The sequence below is a fragment of the Bradyrhizobium sp. WD16 genome (assembly GCF_024181725.1).
Lineage (GTDB): Bacteria > Pseudomonadota > Alphaproteobacteria > Rhizobiales > Xanthobacteraceae > Bradyrhizobium_A.
On record NZ_CP028908.1, the window covers coordinates 904,852 to 921,214 of the forward strand.

A 16,363-nucleotide genomic window follows, 5' to 3' on the forward strand; every position below is an offset into this window, starting at 1 on the left:
GACGTCACGCTCCCGAGGTGGAGAGACGCGCGGGAAAGGCGACGGTACGGGCAGCCTTGAGCCAGCCGATCCAGGCGTCCATGCCCTCGCCGGTCCTGGCGGACACCTGCAGCAGCTTGAGGCGCGGATTGATCTTGCGGGCGTTGATGAGACACGCCTCGACGTCGAAGTCGAGGTGCGGCAGCAGGTCGAGCTTGGACAGGATCATCAGGTCGGCCGAGGCGAACATGTCGGGATACTTGAGCGGCTTGTCCTCGCCCTCGGTGACCGACAGCACGACGACACGATGCGCCTCGCCGAGATCGAAGGACGCCGGACAGACGAGATTGCCGACATTCTCGATGAACAGGACGGCGCCCTGTTCGGGCTGCAGCCGCGTCAGCGCCTGACCGACCATGTGGCCGTCGAGATGGCAACCCTTGCCGGTGTTCACCTGGATTGCCGGGGCGCCAGTGGCCCGGATCCGCGCCGCATCATTGGCGGTCTGCTGGTCGCCCTCGATCACCGCGACCGGCGCGACGCCGCGCAGCCGTTCGATGGTCGCGACCAGCAAGGTGGTCTTGCCCGAGCCGGGACTCGAAACGAGGTTGAGGGCAAGAATGCCGTGGTGGTCGAAGTGGCGGCGATTCTCCGCGGCATGGGCGTTGTTCTTGGCGAGGATATCCTGCTCGATCTGCACCATTCGCGTCTGCGACAGTCCCGGGGCGTGAGCCCGCGCCGGGCCGGCGCCGAAATCCATCACCGCCGCGCCCGCGCCGTCGATACCACCGTGGCCGTGGTCATGCGCGTGATGATCGTGATCGTGGCGATCATGGTGGTGGTGATCATGATCGTGGCGATGATCGCCATGATGATGGTGGTGATGGTCATGGCCGTGATCGTGGTCGTGGTCATGACCATGACCATGATCGTGATCATGACCGCGAGGCTTCGCACCGCTGGCGCCCTCGATCGTCACCTCCCCCGTGCCGCAGCCGCACACCGTGCACATCAGTCGACCTCCAACTCCTTGACCCGGAATTCATCCCCCGAGGTCACCTGCAATTGATGCCCGCCACAGAGCGGGCAGGCGTCGAAACGCTGCGCAATCGCAACGCTCTCGCCGCAAGGCATGCACCAGGCACGCGCGGCAGGGCTGTCGCATTCCAGCCGCGCGCCTTCGGCCAGCGTGCCCCTGGTGACGACATCGAACGAGAAGCGCAGCGCCTCGATCTCCACGTTGGCGAACGGCCCGACCTCGAGCCACACCGTGCGCACGCGGGCATAGTTCTGGACCCGCGCCTGATCCTCCAGGATGCCGACGATGCTCTCCGCCAGCGCCATTTCGTGCATCAGGACACCTTGACAGTGTATTCGACGCAAGGGTCGAAAGCGGTGACGGTCATGTCGGCGAGGAGGCGAATGTCGGGGCGTTTCGACACCGCAATCGAGCCGAGTGCCCGGGCGGCGGCGCCCTCCGGATGGAAATTCCATTCGGTCGGCGCCAGCACAACATAGCCCACCAGGCGATCCTGCGCGATCTCGACATAATGGACCAGACGGCCGCGCGCCGCCTCGACCTGACCGATGCCGGAACCTTGGTCGAACCGGCTATCCGGCGCCGGCGCATCGCCGGTTTCGGCCGCAAGGGCCTCGAGCCGCGCCGGCAGCAGCGCCAGTTCGAGCAGCCGGGCGATCAGCCGCGCGCCGAGACCGAATCCGGCCTCGCTCATCTGCGCCCGCACCACCGGGTGATCGGCCTGCCGCGCCAGCGCCGTGCTCTCGCGCGGACGTCCCTGCCAGAGCGGACGGGCCACCAGCGCCGCGGCCTTGTCCCCCCGCAGCAGCGGCAGGACGCCTGCCAGGAAATCGGCATCCTCGATCGACGGCAGCGCATCGAGCGGCACGGCACCGGCATCCATGGCGCCGGCGCGGAAGAGGCGCTGCAAGGCGCGGCGGGCCGGACCTTCGCCGGATCCGGCCCAGTCCGCCATCTCATCCGGCCGGCTGCGCAGCAGCCAATGGGCGATCGGCTCGCCGAGGATGGCGGTTTCGACCATGTCGCCGATCTCGGCGGCGGCGCCAGATGCCACCTCCCCATCGTCCGACGCGGCGGCGGCGAGAGCCAGCGCCTTGGGCGCCAGCGCACCGCGAATCCGGCGATCGAGCGCCATGATCCGGCGCAGGAAGCTCAAGTCAGGCTCCGAGCCGGCAAAGCGCGGCCAGTCCATGGCGATGCGCAGCAGATGCTCGCGCGCGGTTTCCGACAGCACGAGAACGTCGCGGAGCCGGCGCCGCGCCGCCGTGGCGGCAATGCCGAGCGCCTTCTCGCAGGCAGTGACGAAGGCTACGCCTTGCGCCATGCCGCACACGCCGAACAGCAGCGGCAACGATTGCAGCACTTCGGCGGGCGTTCGTCCGAGAAAATTGCGCGCGACCATGAGCGGGCGGCTGGAGCCGATGCGGGCCAGGGCGCGCGATCCGTCGAGCTCGATCTCCAGCCGGCCGGCGAGGGTCATGACTGGCCGCCCCGGACCGACGCCGGACCGAACAGCAGTCCGCGGCGGCTCGGCGTCCCGGCCGTCGCTGCCGGCGCGACGACCGCGGCCTGCTCGGCCGCGACAGCCCCGCTCGCGCGCGCCTCGGCGTTGTCGCCGTGCTCCGCATCGAACAGCGCATCGAGCGCCGCCGCCGCGGTCAGTTCGGCGGCGGCCTGATCCTCGAATTCGAGCACCGGCGAGAACAGCGAGCACATGCGATAGCGGCCGATGTCCGCCAGCTCACCCATGATGAATTCGAAACGGCCGGCGGGAAACTGATGCAGGCTCTTGCCGCCGATGTCGATGCCGCGCCAGGCCTCGGCCGCTTCGGCACTCGCCGGCAGCAGCATCAGATTGATGAACCAGGGGGTGACCAGCGCCGCCAGCCAGCCGTCGTCACAGCCGCGCATGCCGATGCAGGCGACGCGGAGCCTGCCATTGAGGATCGGCACGTCCTGCATGCGGTCGCGGTACAGCGCCTCGAATGCCGCCTGCAGCTTCGCCGCGGCCGCCGCTTGCGCCGTCGCCGCTGCCGGTGAGACGTCAGTCATGGGGGTGATGACGGGTTTGATCATCGGCGTGATCATGGCCATCGCCGTCGAGCAGGAGAAAGCCCGCCTTGGCGCCGTCGCAATTGGGGCAGGTCCAGTGATCCGGCAGGCTGGCGAAAGGCGTGCCCGGTGCGATCTGCCAGTAGTCGTCGCCTTCGGCGGGGTCGTAGACATACCAGCAGATCCGGCATTCGAGCCGGCTCTGCTCGGTCAGCTTGGCGTTGTCGCCACCAAACGATCCCGCGAAGAAATGATCGGTCACTGATAGACCCTCAGGATTTCGCCGAGCCGCTGGGCGCTGTCCTCGAGGTCCTCCGGCGCGGCGCAGGCGACGCTCGGCACCTCGGTGATCTCGATGGTGTTGAGGATGATGGCGTCGCGCGAGTTGAAGTAGCGCACCCACCAGCCGTGGCGCGTCGCGGTGGACGAGATCCGGCAATTGCCATAACCGCGCGACAGGATGGTCACGACGCCCGGCCCGAGACGGGCATCGAGGAAATCGACGTCTTCGTCGGACAGCGGCAGCAGGCTCAGATTGATGACGTGGGCGGCATCGCCCGAGGCCCGCGTCGCCAGGCGGTCGGCCATTTCGGTGACCAGCGCCGGCGCATTGTAGACCATCGAAGGCAGTTCGCCTTCGTGCGGCGTCAGCGCCGCCGACGTGCCGGTCATGGCCATCGCCAGCACGCTGGCGGGAAAGTCGCCGGTCTCGATGATGTCGCTGCCGAGGCGGCCGGCGGTATCGACCTCGTGCACGCGCCACACCCCGGCCAGCACCGATTCCTGCGCCTGGATGGTGGCGCCGGCGACAATGCTGACCTCGCCTTCGCCGAGAATCTGGTCGACAAAGGCGCGGTTGGCGGCATCGAGCCCCGTCAGGTCGAAGCGCGCGGCGCGGCCCTCGTCGAGGGCGTCACGCACTTTCGCGAGCACGGCGAGGGCCGCAGTGACGTCCTCCACCTCCTCCGGCTCCGGCACCGCCGGCATGGAGTAGGTCCGCATGGACTTCGGCATTTCCATGTAGGCGAGCTCGGCGCCATCCTCATCCAGGGGCTGGCTGCCGGCGCCGACGACAGGACCAAGGCTCGACGTCATTGCCATTCTCCCGTGTCGATGCCGAGGTCGCGATTGAGCCGGCCAGTCGGCGCCGGGGCCGGAATGGCGCAGCCGTCCGGCAGGCGGAACGGCGGTGGATCGCTGACCTCGCGCTGCAGAAGGGCGGAAATCTCGGTCAGGTAGTCGCCCCAGTCGAGCAGGCGGGTGATGGCGCCGAGATAGCCGGCCCGGCGCATCAGCACGAAGGCCGGAAAGGCGTTGAAGAGGAAGCGACGCTGCAGCGACCGTTCGGCGGCCTTCGCCACCAGGGCGGGCGTGAAGCGGCCGCGGAAAGTCTTGGCGAGCTCAACCAGGATCACCGCGGCATCGGCGCTTTCCACCAGGCGGTCGGCGTCGCCGGCGAAGAACAGCAGCGAATGCTCGTTCGCTTCCAGGAAGGCATCGAGTGTGGCGTCGTCGACCACGGCAAAGCCGTGGCGTTCGACGAGAGCATCGATCAGGGACGTCGACATCGGACGATGATCCTCATGAGGCGGTCGGGAGGCTGGTTTTCAGATGAGCCGGCAGTTCCGGCTCGCGGTCGGCGAGATCGGGAAAGAGGTGGTCGAAATCCGCAGGAGAGGCGCCCGCGCCGTCGACGGCGAGTTGCAGCGCCGAGAGCGCGCGAGCGACGAGCTCGGCCTGCTCGGGCGAGATCACCTCGCGTGCGGCATCGATGAAGACCAGCACGAAGGTGCCTGGCGGCTGGTCGCCGACGATCCGCATATCGATCTCGCGGCGCGCGCCCATGCCCTCACACACGGCGTAGCCGGAACTTGCGGCGACGACCCGCATGGGTACACCAATGCACATCAGGCGTCCTCCGGCCGCGCGTCGGCATCCGCCGCATCAGGCGCGGTCCAGGCCAGCACGCGGGCATCGCCGCTGCGGCAGGCTTCTTCATCCGACGGGCGCTCGTCCTCGTAGCGCGACATCACCATGTGGCGGCAGGCCAGCGTCTCGGCGTCGTCGCGCGGGACCTCGCGCAGACGCGCCGTGACGCCGAAGCGGGCGAGATAGTCGAGGGCATGGCTGATGGCGGGAGCGATGCGGTCCTTGGTCGCCTCGCGCAACGAGCCGCCGAAATCCTCGAGCTCGACCGGCTGGACCCCGACCAGCAGCAGATGGCCGGGGCCGCCGCCGAGCAGCTCGGCGGTGGCGAGCACTTCCTGGAAGCCGGTCTGGTGCAGGCTGATCTTCTTGGCGCCGAGAAACTTCGGCACTTCGTCATCCTCGACGAGCTTGATGGTGCCGGGCGGCAGGCCATAGTCGACCGCGTCGAACACCACGAGGATGTCGGCGTTGCGCACGTGGTCGACGAGATAGAGGCCCTGGGTGCCTCCATCCATCAGGCGGACATTGTCGGGCAGGTCATAGTCGCGGTGCAGCGCCTCGACGGCGCGGACACCGAAGCCCTCGTCGGCCCACAGCAGATTGCCGATCCCGAGGACCAGTACCCTTGGCGATCCCATCGCACACCCTTCTCTTTCACGGGACGCGTGAGTGTTGCGTGACAAAAGCATTAGCAAGGGGCGGGCCAGATCCCGGTATGCATTCAAGTGCAAGGGGTTAGGAGGATCGACCGGGGGGCTCGACGCGACCTGATGGACGCTATGCTTCCAATCCGAGCGACGCCGTGGAAAGCCTACTTCCATGGCGATGCACTTGATCCGGTGGGGGTGGCGTCCGTCCTCCCGACGGCAAGCCACTGTGGTCAGGCACTGGCCATGCGAATGCGCCGCCCCAAAAACAAAGACGGGATGCGCGGCAGCGCACCCCGTCAGGTCGACGATCGGACGGCAGCAGGCGAAAGCTCGCCTTCAATCGTCGGCGGGCCGGTCGTCCCTGAATTGCCGCCAGCCCGAGATCATGGTGCTGACGATGCTCTGGCGGGACATCACGTCCTCGCGGACGGCGGCATAGACGTGAACCAGCACGAAGCACACGATCGCCCACATGCCGATGTGATGCCAGGTGTGGACGTTCTGGCTGTTGCCGAACAGCGGAATGACCCAGCTCGAGAACAGCCGATACTGCCACGACCCCATGCCTTCGCCTTCGCCATAGAGCGCGAAGCCGGACACCATCATGAAGATGATGCCCCAGAGGAAGGCGACATGCATGGTCAGGGTCGCGAGCGGGTTATGGCCTTCGTACTTCTTCGGCTCGCGGGCAATGAAGAAATACCATCTGATCTCGTGCAGCACATCGCGCCACCAGGCGCGGCTGGTCACCGGCGGAATGAACATCTGCCGGGCATGGGAATTGCCGGCGAAGGCCCAATAGATCCGCAGGGCGAAGCCGACGATGAGGATGTAACCGGCGGCGAAATGGGTGAAGCGGATATAGCCCATCAGGAAGTGGCTGCTCGCCTCCCCCGACAGGGTGGGCGGCGGCGAGCCGATGAAATAGCCGCTCACCGCCAGCACCACGATGGCGAGGGCATTGACCCAATGCCACAGCCGCAGCGGCGCCTCGTAGACGTAAATCGCCTGCTGCAAGGCGGGCTTGGCCACGCTCTGTAAAGGACTCTGCATCGCTGCGGCCCTCCCCTACTGCGCCGCGATCAGATAGGCGCCCGCGGCGGCGATGGCGCCGCCGAGCAACCGCGACAGGCCGCTCTGCGCCATGATGATCCGGCCGAAGACCATGCCGGCGACATGCAGGCCGGCGGTGGTCAGGGCGAAGCCGGCCATGTAGGCGGCGATGGCGCCGCTCGCCTCGGTGCCGTGGGCATGGCCGTGAAACACCGCAAACAGCGCCACCAGCGCCATGCCTGCCGCGGTCGGCAGCTCGAGGCGGGTAAGGATCAGCAGTCCCAGCACCAGCACCGAGGCCGCGATGGCCACGTCCACCATCGGCAGCGCGATGCCGGCATGGCCGAGCGCGGCTCCCGCCAGCATGGCGAGCACGAAGGTCAGCGGCGCGAGGAATGCCCGCGGGCCGCCGACCAGCGCCGACCAGATGCCGATCGCCAGCATGGCGAGGGCATGATCGGCGCCGCCGAGCGGATGCATCAGCCCGGCGACGAAGCCGTGGCTGTGGGGGCCGTCACCGGTATGGGCGAGGGCCGGGCTCGCCGCCACCAGCACCATGGCGACGGCGAGCGGAGCGTAAGACAGCTTCTTCATGATTTCATCCTCCCTCAGCGCACCGTGACCTTCGCCAATTCCTGGCCGTCCTCGCTCATGACATGGGTCGAGCAGGCAAGGCAGGGGTCGAAGCTGTGGATCGTTCGCAGGATCTCCACCGGCTCGTCGGCACGCTCGACCTTGGTGTTCATCAGCGAGGCCTCGAAGGCGCCGATATTGCCCTCGTTGTCACGCGGCGAACCGTTCCAGGTAGTCGGCACCACGCACTGGTAGTTGTCGATCTTGCCGTCCTTGATCTTGAGCCAGTGCGCCAGGGCGCCGCGCGGCGCCTCGGTGAAGCCGACCCCCTTGACCTCGCTCGGCCAGGTCTTCGGATCCCAGCGCTCGACATTGGCGGTGGAGCTGTCGCCGGCCTTGATGTTGGCGATCAGCTTGTCCATGAAGTAGCGCATCTTGTAGGCGGCCCACTGGCCCTCGAGCGCGCGCGCCGCGGTGCGGCCGAGCGTCGAGAACAGCGCCGTGACCGGCACGTCGAGCGTCTTGAGGACGAGGTTGATCTGCTCGGTGATTTCCTTGTTGCCCGAGGCATAGCCGACGACGTAACGGGCGAGCGGGCCGACCTCCATGGCATGGCCCTTCCAGCGCGGCGCCTTGATCCAGGAATACTTGCCGCTCTCGTCGAGCTGCTGGATGTTGGTCTTGGTGCCCTTGGTGGCCGCGCCGAGCTGGAACTTGGGCTGGGTGATGCCGTCCCAGGGGTGCAGCCCCTTCTTCTCGTCGGGGTAGGTGTACCAGGAATGCGGCACGAACTCCTGGATCTGGTTGGGATCGCGCAGATCGACCGGGTGCACCTCCTTGAGGTTGCCGTTGATGATGGCGCCCGACGGCATCATCAGGTTGGCCGGCGTATAATCGTTGGCGTGATCGGGAATGTCGCCATAGGCGAGCACGTTCTTGCCCGAGATGCCGCCGCCATAGAGCCAGCCCTTGTACAGCGCGCCGACCGACAGGATATCGGTGATGTAGACGTTGTCGATGAATTCGATGGTCTGGTCGATGATCGACTTGACGAGATTGAGGCGCTCCATGTTGATGGCGCCGACCGCGCCCTCGCCGTCGAGATTGATGGCGCAAGGCACGCCGCCGACCAGCCAGTTCGGATGCGGATCCTTGCCGCCGAACACGGTGCGGATCTTGACGAGGTGCCCCTGGAAGTCGAGCGCTTCCAGGTAGTGGGTCACGGCCATCAGGTTGGCTTCGGGCGGCAGGATATAGGCCGGATTGTCCCAATAGCCGTTGCGGAACGGACCGAGCTGGCCGCTCTCGACGAACTTCTTCAGGCGGTTCTGGACGTCGCGGAAATAGCCCGGCGACGACTTCGGATGACGCGGCGAACTCGCCTTCTGCAATTCGCTGGTCGCCTTCGGATCGGCCTTGAGCGCATGGACCGGATTGACCCAGTCGAGCGCGTGCAGGTGATAGAAGTGCACGAGGTGATCGTGGACCTGCAGACAGAGCTGCATGATGTTCCGGATCGAGTTGGCATTCTCCGGAATCTTGATGTTGAGGGAGTCCTCCACCGCGCGGACCGAGGTCAGCGCGTGGGTGCCGGTGCACACCCCGCAGATGCGCTGGGTGAAGGCCCAGGCATCGCGCGGGTCGCGGCCCTTGAGGATCACCTCGAGGCCGCGCCACATGGTGCCGGTGGACACCGCATTGGTGATGATGTTGTCGGCGCTGACATTGACCTCGCAGCGCATGTGACCCTCGATCCGGGTGACCGGATCGACAACCACGCGCTTGCCGGTGGTGTCGAGCGTAAAGCCGTTGGGCGTCTGGATGGTCATTTACGAATTCCCCCCGTTGGTCGGAGCCTTGTCGCGGGCGCGCTTGATGGCGCTGACGGCGGCATGAGCGGCGACGGCGGCGCCGACGGTCCCCACCGCGACGGCGCCGATCCTGTCGGCATTGGCCTCAATGCCGAACTGGTTGATGTCGGTCAGGCGATTGTAGAACGAGCCGTTGTCCCAGAAGCCGTCCTCGGAACAACCGATGCAGCCATGGCCGGCCTGGATCGGGAAGGACACGCCGGAATTCCAGCGCACCGTCGAGCAGGCGTTGTAGGTGGTCGGCCCCTTGCAGCCCATCTTGTAGAGACAGTGGCCCTTGCGCGCCCCGTCGTCGTCCCAGGACTCGACGAACTGGCCGGCATCGAAATGCGGCCGGCGATAGCACTTGTCGTGGATGCGCTGGGAATAGAACATCTTCGGCCGCCCCTGACGATCGAGCTCGGGAATGCGGTCGAAGGTCAGCATGTAGGTGATGACGGCTGTCATCACCTCGGGAATCGGCGGACAGCCCGGCACCTTGATGATCGGCTTGTCCTTGATCACCTTGTGGATCGGCACCGCCTGGGTCGGGTTCGGCCGCGCCGCCTGGACGCAGCCCCAGGACGCGCAGGAGCCCCAGGAGATGATCGCCTTGCAGTCCTTGGCGGCACGCTGCAGCTGGTCGAGATAGGGCTTGCCGCCGATGATGCAGTACATCCCATCCTCGTTGAGCGGCGGATTGCCCTCGCAGGCCAGGATGTAGTTGCCCTTGTACTTGGCGATGATCTCATCGACGATCGCTTCAGCCGCATTGCCCGCCGCCGCCATGATGGTGTCGTCGTAATCGAGCGAGATCATCGACAGGATGACGTCAGAGGCGAGCGGATGCGCCGAGCGGATGAAGGCCTCCGAACAGCAGGTACATTCGAGGCCGTGCAGCCACAGCACCGGCGTGCGCGGCTTGGTCTCCAGCGCCTGCGCCATGGTCGGCGCGAATTCCGGCGCGAGGCCGAGCGAGGCCGCGGTCAACGAACAGAATTTCAGGAAACTTCGGCGCGAAATGCCCTGGCGCCTGAGCACGTCATAGAATGTCTCGGTCATCGCCGGCGGTCCTCCCCCATAACGAACGCCGCATGGTTGCGGCAGTGGTTCGAAGGAGAAATGATAGCAAGTTCCGCGCCACTTCGATTGGGCGTTTGATGTCAACAACTTAGACTTATTTTGCGGCGCAGCGACGCGGATAGCCCCTGAACGATCCTGCCACCCAGTGGAAAGCTGCTTACCGGGAACGCGCGGCGGAGTTTCGGTTCAGCGGCCAATGCATCGCCCGCGACCGTCACCTCGCACGCGGGCGGCGGCCGCCTCGCTCGCGGTGGTCCGCAACGATGGAATTGAAAGAACGACGGCGCACCGCCTGCCCGATTGCAGCCGCGCGGAATCCTGAGCGGCACCCCACCATCTACGCCTGCCGTCGATGAATTGAGACGGCGGATCGTCCTGCCGACATCTTCGAACGGCCCGTTCATCGTCCGAAACATTTCTCAATAAGGCGAATTGCAATCGCCATCATTTGGCCGGGGCCACACCGATATCTCGAACCACTCTCGAACAGTGGGCCTCCAGCTTGATGAACGCCAGTCCCCGCCAGCCGGGCCGATCGAAGTCGGTCTCGCTCAGCCGTCTTCGCACCACATCGCTCGCGGCCCTGCTGCTGCTGCCCTTGTCCGCGCCCGCGGCGGCCCAGACCGCCTCGTCGATCGTGGTCGAGGGCAACCGGCGCGTCGAGGCGGACACCATCCGCTCCTATTTCAAGCCGGGTCCCGGCGGCCGGCTGGACAGCGGCCGCATCGATGACGCGCTCAAGGCGCTGTACGAGACCGGCCTGTTCCAGGACGTGAAGATCAATAACGTCGGCGGCCGGATCGTCGTCGCCGTGGTCGAAAACCAGGTGATCGGCCGTGTCGCCTTCGAGGGCAACAAGAAGATCAAGGACGACCAGCTTTCGGCCGAGATCCAGTCCAAGCCGCGCGGCACCTTCTCGCGGCCGATGGTGCAGGCGGATGCCCAGCGCATCGCCGAGATCTACCGTCGCTCGGGCCGCTATGACGTCCGCGTCGTGCCGCAGGTCATCGAGCAGCCGAACAATCGCGTCGATCTCGTCTTCGAGGTCACCGAGGGCAGCAAGACCGGCGTCAAGACCATCAACTTCGTCGGCAACAACGCGTATTCGTCCTATCGCCTCAAGGACGTGATCAAGACCCACGAATCGAACCTGCTCAGCTTCCTCGCCTCCGGCGACATCTACGATCCGGACCGGGTCGAGGCCGATCGCGACCTGATTCGGCGCTTCTACCTCAAGAACGGCTATGCCGACGTGCAGGTGGTGGCGGCGCTCACGGAATATGACCCCCAGGGCAAGGGCTTCATCGTCACCTTCCAGATCGACGAGGGTCAGCAATATCGCGTCGGCTCGGTGAGCTTCCACTCGAGCATCCGCTCGCTCGAGGGCAATTCGCTGGCCAGCCTGTCGCGGGTCAGCGTCGGCTCGCTCTACAACGCCGAGGCGGTCGAGAAGTCGGTCGAGGAGATGCAGATCGAGACCTCGCGCCGCGGCTTCGCCTTCGCCATGGTGCGGCCGAGCGGCGAGCGCAATTTCGAGAATCGCACCGTCGCCATCGTCTTCAACGTCGACGAGGGTCCGCGCAACTATATCGAGCGCATCAATATCCGCGGCAACACCCGGACCCGCGACTACGTCATCCGGCGCGAGTTCGACCTCTCCGAGGGCGACGCCTACAACCGCGCCCTGGTCGACCGCGCCGAGCGGCGGCTGAAAAATCTCGACTATTTCAAGACCGTGAAGATCTCGACCGAGCCGGGCTCATCCAGCGACCGCGTCGTTGTCGATGTCGACCTCGAAGAGAAGTCGACCGGCGAGTTCTCGGTGTCGGGCGGCTACTCGACCTCCGACGGCTTCCTCGGCGAAGTCAGCGTTTCCGAGCGCAACCTGCTCGGCCGCGGCCTCTACGCCAAGGCGGCGGTGTCCTACGGCCAGTATTCCCGGGGTGTTTCGCTCTCCGTCGTCGAACCCTACCTGCTCGGCTACCGGGTCGCGCTGGGCACCGATCTCTTCTACAACAAGCAGGATCAGAACTCCTACCGCTCCTACTCGGTGGAATCCTACGGCTTCAACACGCGGCTCGGCTTCGCCCTGCGCGAGGACCTGACGCTGCAGCTGCGCTATTCGCTGTCGGCGCAGAAAATCGGACTGACCTCCGCCTACGACAACTGCAACAACAACGCGGCCAACACCTCGCTCGCCTACAATCCGACGCCCGGTTGCTACGACGACGGCGAAGCCTCGCTGCCGGTTCGGATCGAGCTCGACAAGGGGCGCGCGATCACCTCGGCGGTCGGCTACACCCTGACCTTCAACACCCTCGACAACAACAAGAACCCGACTTCCGGCCTGCTGGTCGATTTCCGGCAGGACTTCGCCGGCGTCGGCGGCGATGTCAGCTACCTCAAATCGACCGGCGACGTGAAGTACTTCCAGCCGCTGGTGGCCGACATCGTCGGCCTGATCCATCTGCAAGGCGGCATTCTCAACAAGCTCGGCAGCGACGACCTGCGCATGCTCGACCATTTCCAGATGGGCCCGCAGCTCGTCCGCGGCTTCGCCAGCAACGGCATCGGCCCGCGCGACATCACCTCCGGCACCACCAACGACGCCCTCGGCGGCACGAAATACTGGGGCGCGTCGGCCGAACTGCAGATGCCGTTCTGGTTCCTGCCGAAAGAAGTGGGCCTGAAGGGCGCCGTCTACGCCGACGCCGGCTCGCTGTGGGGCTACGAGGGGCCGACCTCCTGGGCGAAGACGCTCGAGACGATGACCTATAGCGACGACAACACCGTTCGCTCCTCGGTCGGCGTCGGCCTGATCTGGGCGTCGCCGTTCGGTCCGCTGCGCTTCGACTACGCCGTGCCCGTCACCAAGAGCTCTCATGACGTCGTCCAGCAATTCCGCTTCGGCGGCGGCACATCGTTCTGAAACGCCGGCGCGCATTCTCGAAACGATCGACCCGGCACAGAAACAAGATTCTACAACTCTTCTCAGGTGTGACGCCGGCGGACCACATTTCGGCAAGACACGCCACCTAAATATCGATCGGCCTGAGCAAACAACCCGGCTTCCCCCGCCGCGCTCCGGTCGTCTCCCTCGGGTGGTGAGCCAAGCGCCACCCGAGGGCACTCTTTCAGCCCCTTCGAAGCCGGCCCCTTCGAAGCGATGGCGCTCACCAGCCACACGTTGAAGCAGACGAAACATCTGGAAACCTATCTGTTGCTGAAGCGCGGTCCGGGCACCGCTATCGAGGATCGTCATCCGACGGTTCTCATCTTCAGCGGCGAACAGCGACCGGCGAATGCTTCCTCACAGCCGCCGATCGAAGGCGGTATTGCGATTTGATGTCATTCCGGTGCTTTCGCGTCCCTGCCCGACCAGCTGCGGATCATGGCCACGCCCGAACCGCCGGCGGCAAGGGCCGGACCGCGAGCCGCCGCCGGCATGCCGGACTGGGCCTTGCAGGCGGCCTCGCGCTGCTTCTGGCCGGTTGCGCGGTCGGCCCGGATTATGTCGGGCCGCCGTCGCCGTCGTTGCCCTCGCGCTGGCGGAATGCGCCCGCCGCACCGTCGGCCGATCATGCCGCCCTGACACGCTGGTGGCGCCGGCTCGGCGATCCGCTGCTCGGCCGGTTGATCGAGGAAGCGGTCGAGGCCAATCCCGACGTCGCCAACGCCAAGGCGCGAATCCGCGAGGCCCGGGCGACGCTCGCCCAGACCGCCGCCAGCCTTTTTCCTTCGATCGAGGGGACGGGATCTGCAACCCACAACAAGGCCAGCAGCGGCGCGTCAGTCGATTCGATCGGCACCGACGTCGCGCCTTACGGCCTGTACCAGGCCGGATTCGACGCCAGCTGGGAACTGGATCTGTTCGGCGGCAATCATCGCGGCCTCGAGGCGGCGCTGCGCGGTGAACAGTCCGCCGAGGACGACCTGAGCAGCACACTGCTGACGCTGATCGGCGACGTCGCCTCCTACTACATCGAGGCCCGCGGCTATCAGGCCCGGATCGCGCTGGCGAATCGGACCTCCAGTTCGCAGCGCGATACCGAACGCCTGACCCGATCCAAGTTCAACGCCGGCAGCGCCACCGCGGTCGACGTCGCCAAGGCGACCGCCCAGGCCGCCAGCACCGAAGCCAACGTGCCGACCTATGAAGCGGCGCGGGCGGCCGATATTCATCGGCTCGGCATCCTGCTCGGGCGTGCACCCGGCGCGCTGGCGACGACGATGACCGGAGCCGCGCCCCTCCCCGACCCGCGCCTGCCGCTGCCCGCCGGCATTCCCGCGGACCTGCTGCGCAACCGGCCCGACGTTGCCAGCGCCGAACGCAAGCTCGCCCAGGCCACGGCGAAAATCGGTCAGGCCGAAGCCGATCGCTACCCCAGCGTAAGCCTCACGGGATCGGTCGCCACCTCCGCCCTGCGGCTCGGCGACCTCGCCAAATATTCCAGCGTCAGCTGGTCGATCGGACCTTCCGTCACCGTCCCGGTGTTCGACGCCGGCAAGCGCTATGCCGCGGTCAAGATCGCCGAGGCGCAGCGCGACCAATCCTTCGCGACCTTCCAGTCGACGCTGCTGACGGCGCTGGAGGACGTCGAGAATGCGCTGGTGTCGCTCTCGACCGAGCGGGTTCGCATCCGCAAGCTGTCGGAAGCGGCGACGAATTATCGGGAAGCCGCGCGGCTGTCCCGCGCGCTCTATGAAAACGGCTCATCCAGCTTCATCGACGTGCTCGACGCCGAACGCTCGCTGTACTCTGCCGAGGATTCCCTGCTGCAGAGCCGGACTTCGATGGCGAAGGACTATGTCGCGCTGGCAAAAGCGCTCGGCGGCGGCTGGGACGGCGCAATTGATGCCGGCCAGCCGCTGATCGCCGATCGCGATACCGGCCCCCACCCGCGGAAGCCTCTCCGGTGATCTCCTCGTTGTCCCGCAGCACCCGCATCATCATCGCCGCCGCCGCGGCGCTCGCCATTGTTGCCGGCGGTGCCGTCACGCTGGCTCACGTCGCTGCGCCACGCGACCAGGGTTCGCTCATGAGCGTCCCGGTCACCATCGGCGACCTCCGGGAAGAGGTTCTCGCCAACGGCACGCTGAAGCCGTTGCGGCTGACGGCCGTCGGCGCCCAGGTCTCCGGCCGCATCATCGCCCTGAAGGTCGCGGTCGGCGACCAGGTCAAGTCGGGAGATCTGATCGCCCAGATCGATCCCGTCACCAAACAGAATGATCTTCGCACCGCCCAGGCCTCACTGGAGAACTATCGGGCCCAGAAGCAGGAAAAGGAAGCGACCCTGGCGCTGGCCGAGGCCAACTTCGCCCGTGCGCAGGCGACTTTCGCCCAGCGCGCCACCTCCCGCAGCGACTACGATTCGACCGAAGCCACCATGCGCCAGACCCGGGCGCAGATCGCCTCGCTCACCGCGCAGATCACCGCCGCCGAAGTCAATGTGGAGACCGCCAAGGTCAATCTCGACTACACACGGATCACCGCGCCGACCGACGGCACCGTGCTCGCCGTGGTCGCGCAGGAAGGCCAGACGGTCAATGCGGTTCAATCGGCCCCGACCATCGTCGTGCTCGGCCGGCTCGACACCATGACGGTCCGCGCCGAGATCTCCGAGTCCGATATCGTCAAGGTCAAACCCGGGCAGCGACTCTATTTCACCATCCTCGGCGATCAGGACCACCGCTACGAAGCGGAGCTGGAGCAGATCGAGCCGGCTCCGGAATCGATCAAGACCGACTCGAGCTTCACCTCGACCTCGACGACGGCGTCGACCTCGTCGTCATCGTCAAGCTCCTCCAGTTCCGCGATCTACTATATCGGCGTCTTCAGGGTGCCCAACCCCGCGCGGCGGCTGCGAACCTACATGACCGCGGAAGTCCATATCGTGGTCGGCGAGGCCAAGGGCATCAGGCTCGTCCCCGCCCTCGCGGTGTCGCGCCAGGCCGACGGGCGCCAGACGGTGCGCGTGCTCGATGCGTCCGGCGCGGTCAAGGAACGCACCGTCATCACCGGCCTGAACGACCGCACCACGATCGAGATCACCTCGGGGCTCGAGGCCGGCGAGAAGGTCGTGACCGGTCAGGTTGCGAGCAACCAGCCGGCATCGCGCGGCTTCGGCCCTGGCCCGGGCCCGGGAGGCCCGTGA

General features: G+C 66.4%; 17 protein-coding genes. 4 read left to right on the forward strand and 13 right to left on the reverse strand.

Features of this window, described 5'->3' with window-relative positions; genetic code table 11:
- Positions 1-4: 4 nt before the first annotated feature.
- The 13 genes from hypB to DB459_RS04300 all read right to left on the reverse strand — a co-directional run bounded on the left by hypB (position 5) and on the right by DB459_RS04300 (position 10,187).
- Complete coding sequence (gene hypB, locus DB459_RS04240) at positions 5-991, reverse strand: hydrogenase nickel incorporation protein HypB (protein ID WP_253711695.1); 987 nt, start codon at positions 989-991, stop codon at positions 5-7.
- Complete coding sequence (gene hypA / locus DB459_RS04245) at positions 991-1,332, reverse strand: hydrogenase maturation nickel metallochaperone HypA (RefSeq protein WP_253711696.1); 342 nt, start codon at positions 1,330-1,332, stop codon at positions 991-993. Before hypA ends, hypB begins: the two co-directional genes overlap by 1 nt.
- Positions 1,332-2,498 carry a nickel-dependent hydrogenase large subunit gene (locus DB459_RS04250; RefSeq protein ID WP_253711697.1) on the reverse strand — a complete coding sequence of 389 codons (1,167 nt, stop codon included), beginning with the start codon at positions 2,496-2,498 and terminating at the stop codon, positions 1,332-1,334. The genes hypA and DB459_RS04250 overlap by 1 nt, the downstream gene beginning before the upstream one ends.
- On the reverse strand, positions 2,495-3,094 hold the full coding sequence (hybE, locus tag DB459_RS04255) for a [NiFe]-hydrogenase assembly chaperone HybE (RefSeq protein WP_253711698.1): 600 nt from the start codon (positions 3,092-3,094) through the stop codon (positions 2,495-2,497). The genes DB459_RS04250 and hybE overlap by 4 nt, the downstream gene beginning before the upstream one ends.
- Positions 3,063-3,332 carry a rubredoxin gene (locus DB459_RS04260; RefSeq protein WP_253711699.1) on the reverse strand — a complete coding sequence of 90 codons (270 nt, stop codon included), beginning with the start codon at positions 3,330-3,332 and terminating at the stop codon, positions 3,063-3,065. The genes hybE and DB459_RS04260 overlap by 32 nt, the downstream gene beginning before the upstream one ends.
- On the reverse strand, positions 3,329-4,165 hold the full coding sequence (locus DB459_RS04265) for a hydrogenase expression/formation protein (protein WP_253711700.1): 837 nt from the start codon (positions 4,163-4,165) through the stop codon (positions 3,329-3,331). Before DB459_RS04265 ends, DB459_RS04260 begins: the two co-directional genes overlap by 4 nt.
- Positions 4,162-4,638, reverse strand: a complete 477-nt coding sequence (locus DB459_RS04270) for a hydrogenase-1 expression HyaE (protein ID WP_253711701.1) — start codon at positions 4,636-4,638, stop codon at positions 4,162-4,164. Before DB459_RS04270 ends, DB459_RS04265 begins: the two co-directional genes overlap by 4 nt.
- A gap of 13 nt (positions 4,639-4,651) precedes the next feature.
- Positions 4,652-4,978: a HypC/HybG/HupF family hydrogenase formation chaperone gene (locus DB459_RS04275; RefSeq protein ID WP_256519304.1), complete on the reverse strand. Its 327-nt coding sequence runs from the start codon at positions 4,976-4,978 to the stop codon at positions 4,652-4,654.
- Positions 4,978-5,637 (reverse strand): HyaD/HybD family hydrogenase maturation endopeptidase, encoded by a 660-nt coding sequence (locus DB459_RS04280; RefSeq protein ID WP_253711703.1) that lies wholly within the window; start codon positions 5,635-5,637, stop codon positions 4,978-4,980. Before DB459_RS04280 ends, DB459_RS04275 begins: the two co-directional genes overlap by 1 nt.
- Positions 5,638-5,985: 348 nt before the next feature.
- Positions 5,986-6,702, reverse strand: coding sequence for a Ni/Fe-hydrogenase, b-type cytochrome subunit (cybH, locus tag DB459_RS04285; protein ID WP_253711704.1), 717 nt, complete (start codon positions 6,700-6,702; stop codon positions 5,986-5,988).
- 15 nt (positions 6,703-6,717) lie between these two features.
- The gene (locus DB459_RS04290) at positions 6,718-7,296 is read right to left on the reverse strand and encodes a HupE/UreJ family protein (RefSeq protein ID WP_253711705.1); all 579 of its coding nucleotides are present in this window, start codon (positions 7,294-7,296) and stop codon (positions 6,718-6,720) included.
- 14 nt (positions 7,297-7,310) lie between these two features.
- Positions 7,311-9,104 carry a nickel-dependent hydrogenase large subunit gene (locus DB459_RS04295; protein ID WP_253711706.1) on the reverse strand — a complete coding sequence of 598 codons (1,794 nt, stop codon included), beginning with the start codon at positions 9,102-9,104 and terminating at the stop codon, positions 7,311-7,313.
- Positions 9,105-10,187 carry a hydrogenase small subunit gene (locus DB459_RS04300; protein WP_253711707.1) on the reverse strand — a complete coding sequence of 361 codons (1,083 nt, stop codon included), beginning with the start codon at positions 10,185-10,187 and terminating at the stop codon, positions 9,105-9,107. It lies immediately after the preceding gene.
- A 526-nt stretch (positions 10,188-10,713) separates the two neighbouring features.
- On the opposite strand from DB459_RS04300, the gene bamA reads away from it, so the two are divergent.
- From bamA to DB459_RS04320, 4 genes are all read left to right on the forward strand, one after another.
- Positions 10,714-13,137 carry an outer membrane protein assembly factor BamA gene (gene bamA, locus DB459_RS04305; protein ID WP_253711708.1) on the forward strand — a complete coding sequence of 808 codons (2,424 nt, stop codon included), beginning with the start codon at positions 10,714-10,716 and terminating at the stop codon, positions 13,135-13,137.
- 237 nt (positions 13,138-13,374) lie between these two features.
- Complete coding sequence (locus tag DB459_RS04310; RefSeq protein ID WP_253711709.1) at positions 13,375-13,554, forward strand: hypothetical protein; 180 nt, start codon at positions 13,375-13,377, stop codon at positions 13,552-13,554.
- The gene (locus tag DB459_RS04315; RefSeq protein WP_253711710.1) at positions 13,554-15,128 is read left to right on the forward strand and encodes an efflux transporter outer membrane subunit; all 1,575 of its coding nucleotides are present in this window, start codon (positions 13,554-13,556) and stop codon (positions 15,126-15,128) included. The genes DB459_RS04310 and DB459_RS04315 overlap by 1 nt, the downstream gene beginning before the upstream one ends.
- 8 nt (positions 15,129-15,136) lie before the next feature.
- On the forward strand, positions 15,137-16,363 hold the full coding sequence (locus DB459_RS04320; protein WP_371926862.1) for an efflux RND transporter periplasmic adaptor subunit: 1,227 nt from the start codon (positions 15,137-15,139) through the stop codon (positions 16,361-16,363).

Bases quoted from the DNA above. Each gene is read 5' to 3' on its own strand.
- DB459_RS04315 (WP_253711710.1), top strand. From the start codon at position 13,554: ATGTCATTCCGGTGCTTTCGCGTCCCTGCCCGACCAGCTGCGGATCAT.
- DB459_RS04275 (WP_256519304.1), bottom strand. From the start codon at position 4,978: ATGTGCATTGGTGTACCCATGCGGGTCGTCGCCGCAAGTTCCGGCTAC.
- DB459_RS04270 (WP_253711701.1), bottom strand. From the start codon at position 4,638: ATGTCGACGTCCCTGATCGATGCTCTCGTCGAACGCCACGGCTTTGCC.
- DB459_RS04265 (WP_253711700.1), bottom strand. From the start codon at position 4,165: ATGACGTCGAGCCTTGGTCCTGTCGTCGGCGCCGGCAGCCAGCCCCTG.
- hypB (WP_253711695.1), bottom strand. From the start codon at position 991: ATGTGCACGGTGTGCGGCTGCGGCACGGGGGAGGTGACGATCGAGGGC.
- DB459_RS04280 (WP_253711703.1), bottom strand. From the start codon at position 5,637: ATGGGATCGCCAAGGGTACTGGTCCTCGGGATCGGCAATCTGCTGTGG.
- cybH (WP_253711704.1), bottom strand. From the start codon at position 6,702: ATGCAGAGTCCTTTACAGAGCGTGGCCAAGCCCGCCTTGCAGCAGGCG.
- DB459_RS04310 (WP_253711709.1), top strand. From the start codon at position 13,375: ATGGCGCTCACCAGCCACACGTTGAAGCAGACGAAACATCTGGAAACC.
- DB459_RS04250 (WP_253711697.1), bottom strand. From the start codon at position 2,498: ATGACCCTCGCCGGCCGGCTGGAGATCGAGCTCGACGGATCGCGCGCC.
- DB459_RS04295 (WP_253711706.1), bottom strand. From the start codon at position 9,104: ATGACCATCCAGACGCCCAACGGCTTTACGCTCGACACCACCGGCAAG.
- DB459_RS04300 (WP_253711707.1), bottom strand. From the start codon at position 10,187: ATGACCGAGACATTCTATGACGTGCTCAGGCGCCAGGGCATTTCGCGC.
- DB459_RS04290 (WP_253711705.1), bottom strand. From the start codon at position 7,296: ATGAAGAAGCTGTCTTACGCTCCGCTCGCCGTCGCCATGGTGCTGGTG.
- hypA (WP_253711696.1), bottom strand. From the start codon at position 1,332: ATGCACGAAATGGCGCTGGCGGAGAGCATCGTCGGCATCCTGGAGGAT.
- hybE (WP_253711698.1), bottom strand. From the start codon at position 3,094: ATGATCAAACCCGTCATCACCCCCATGACTGACGTCTCACCGGCAGCG.
- bamA (WP_253711708.1), top strand. From the start codon at position 10,714: ATGAACGCCAGTCCCCGCCAGCCGGGCCGATCGAAGTCGGTCTCGCTC.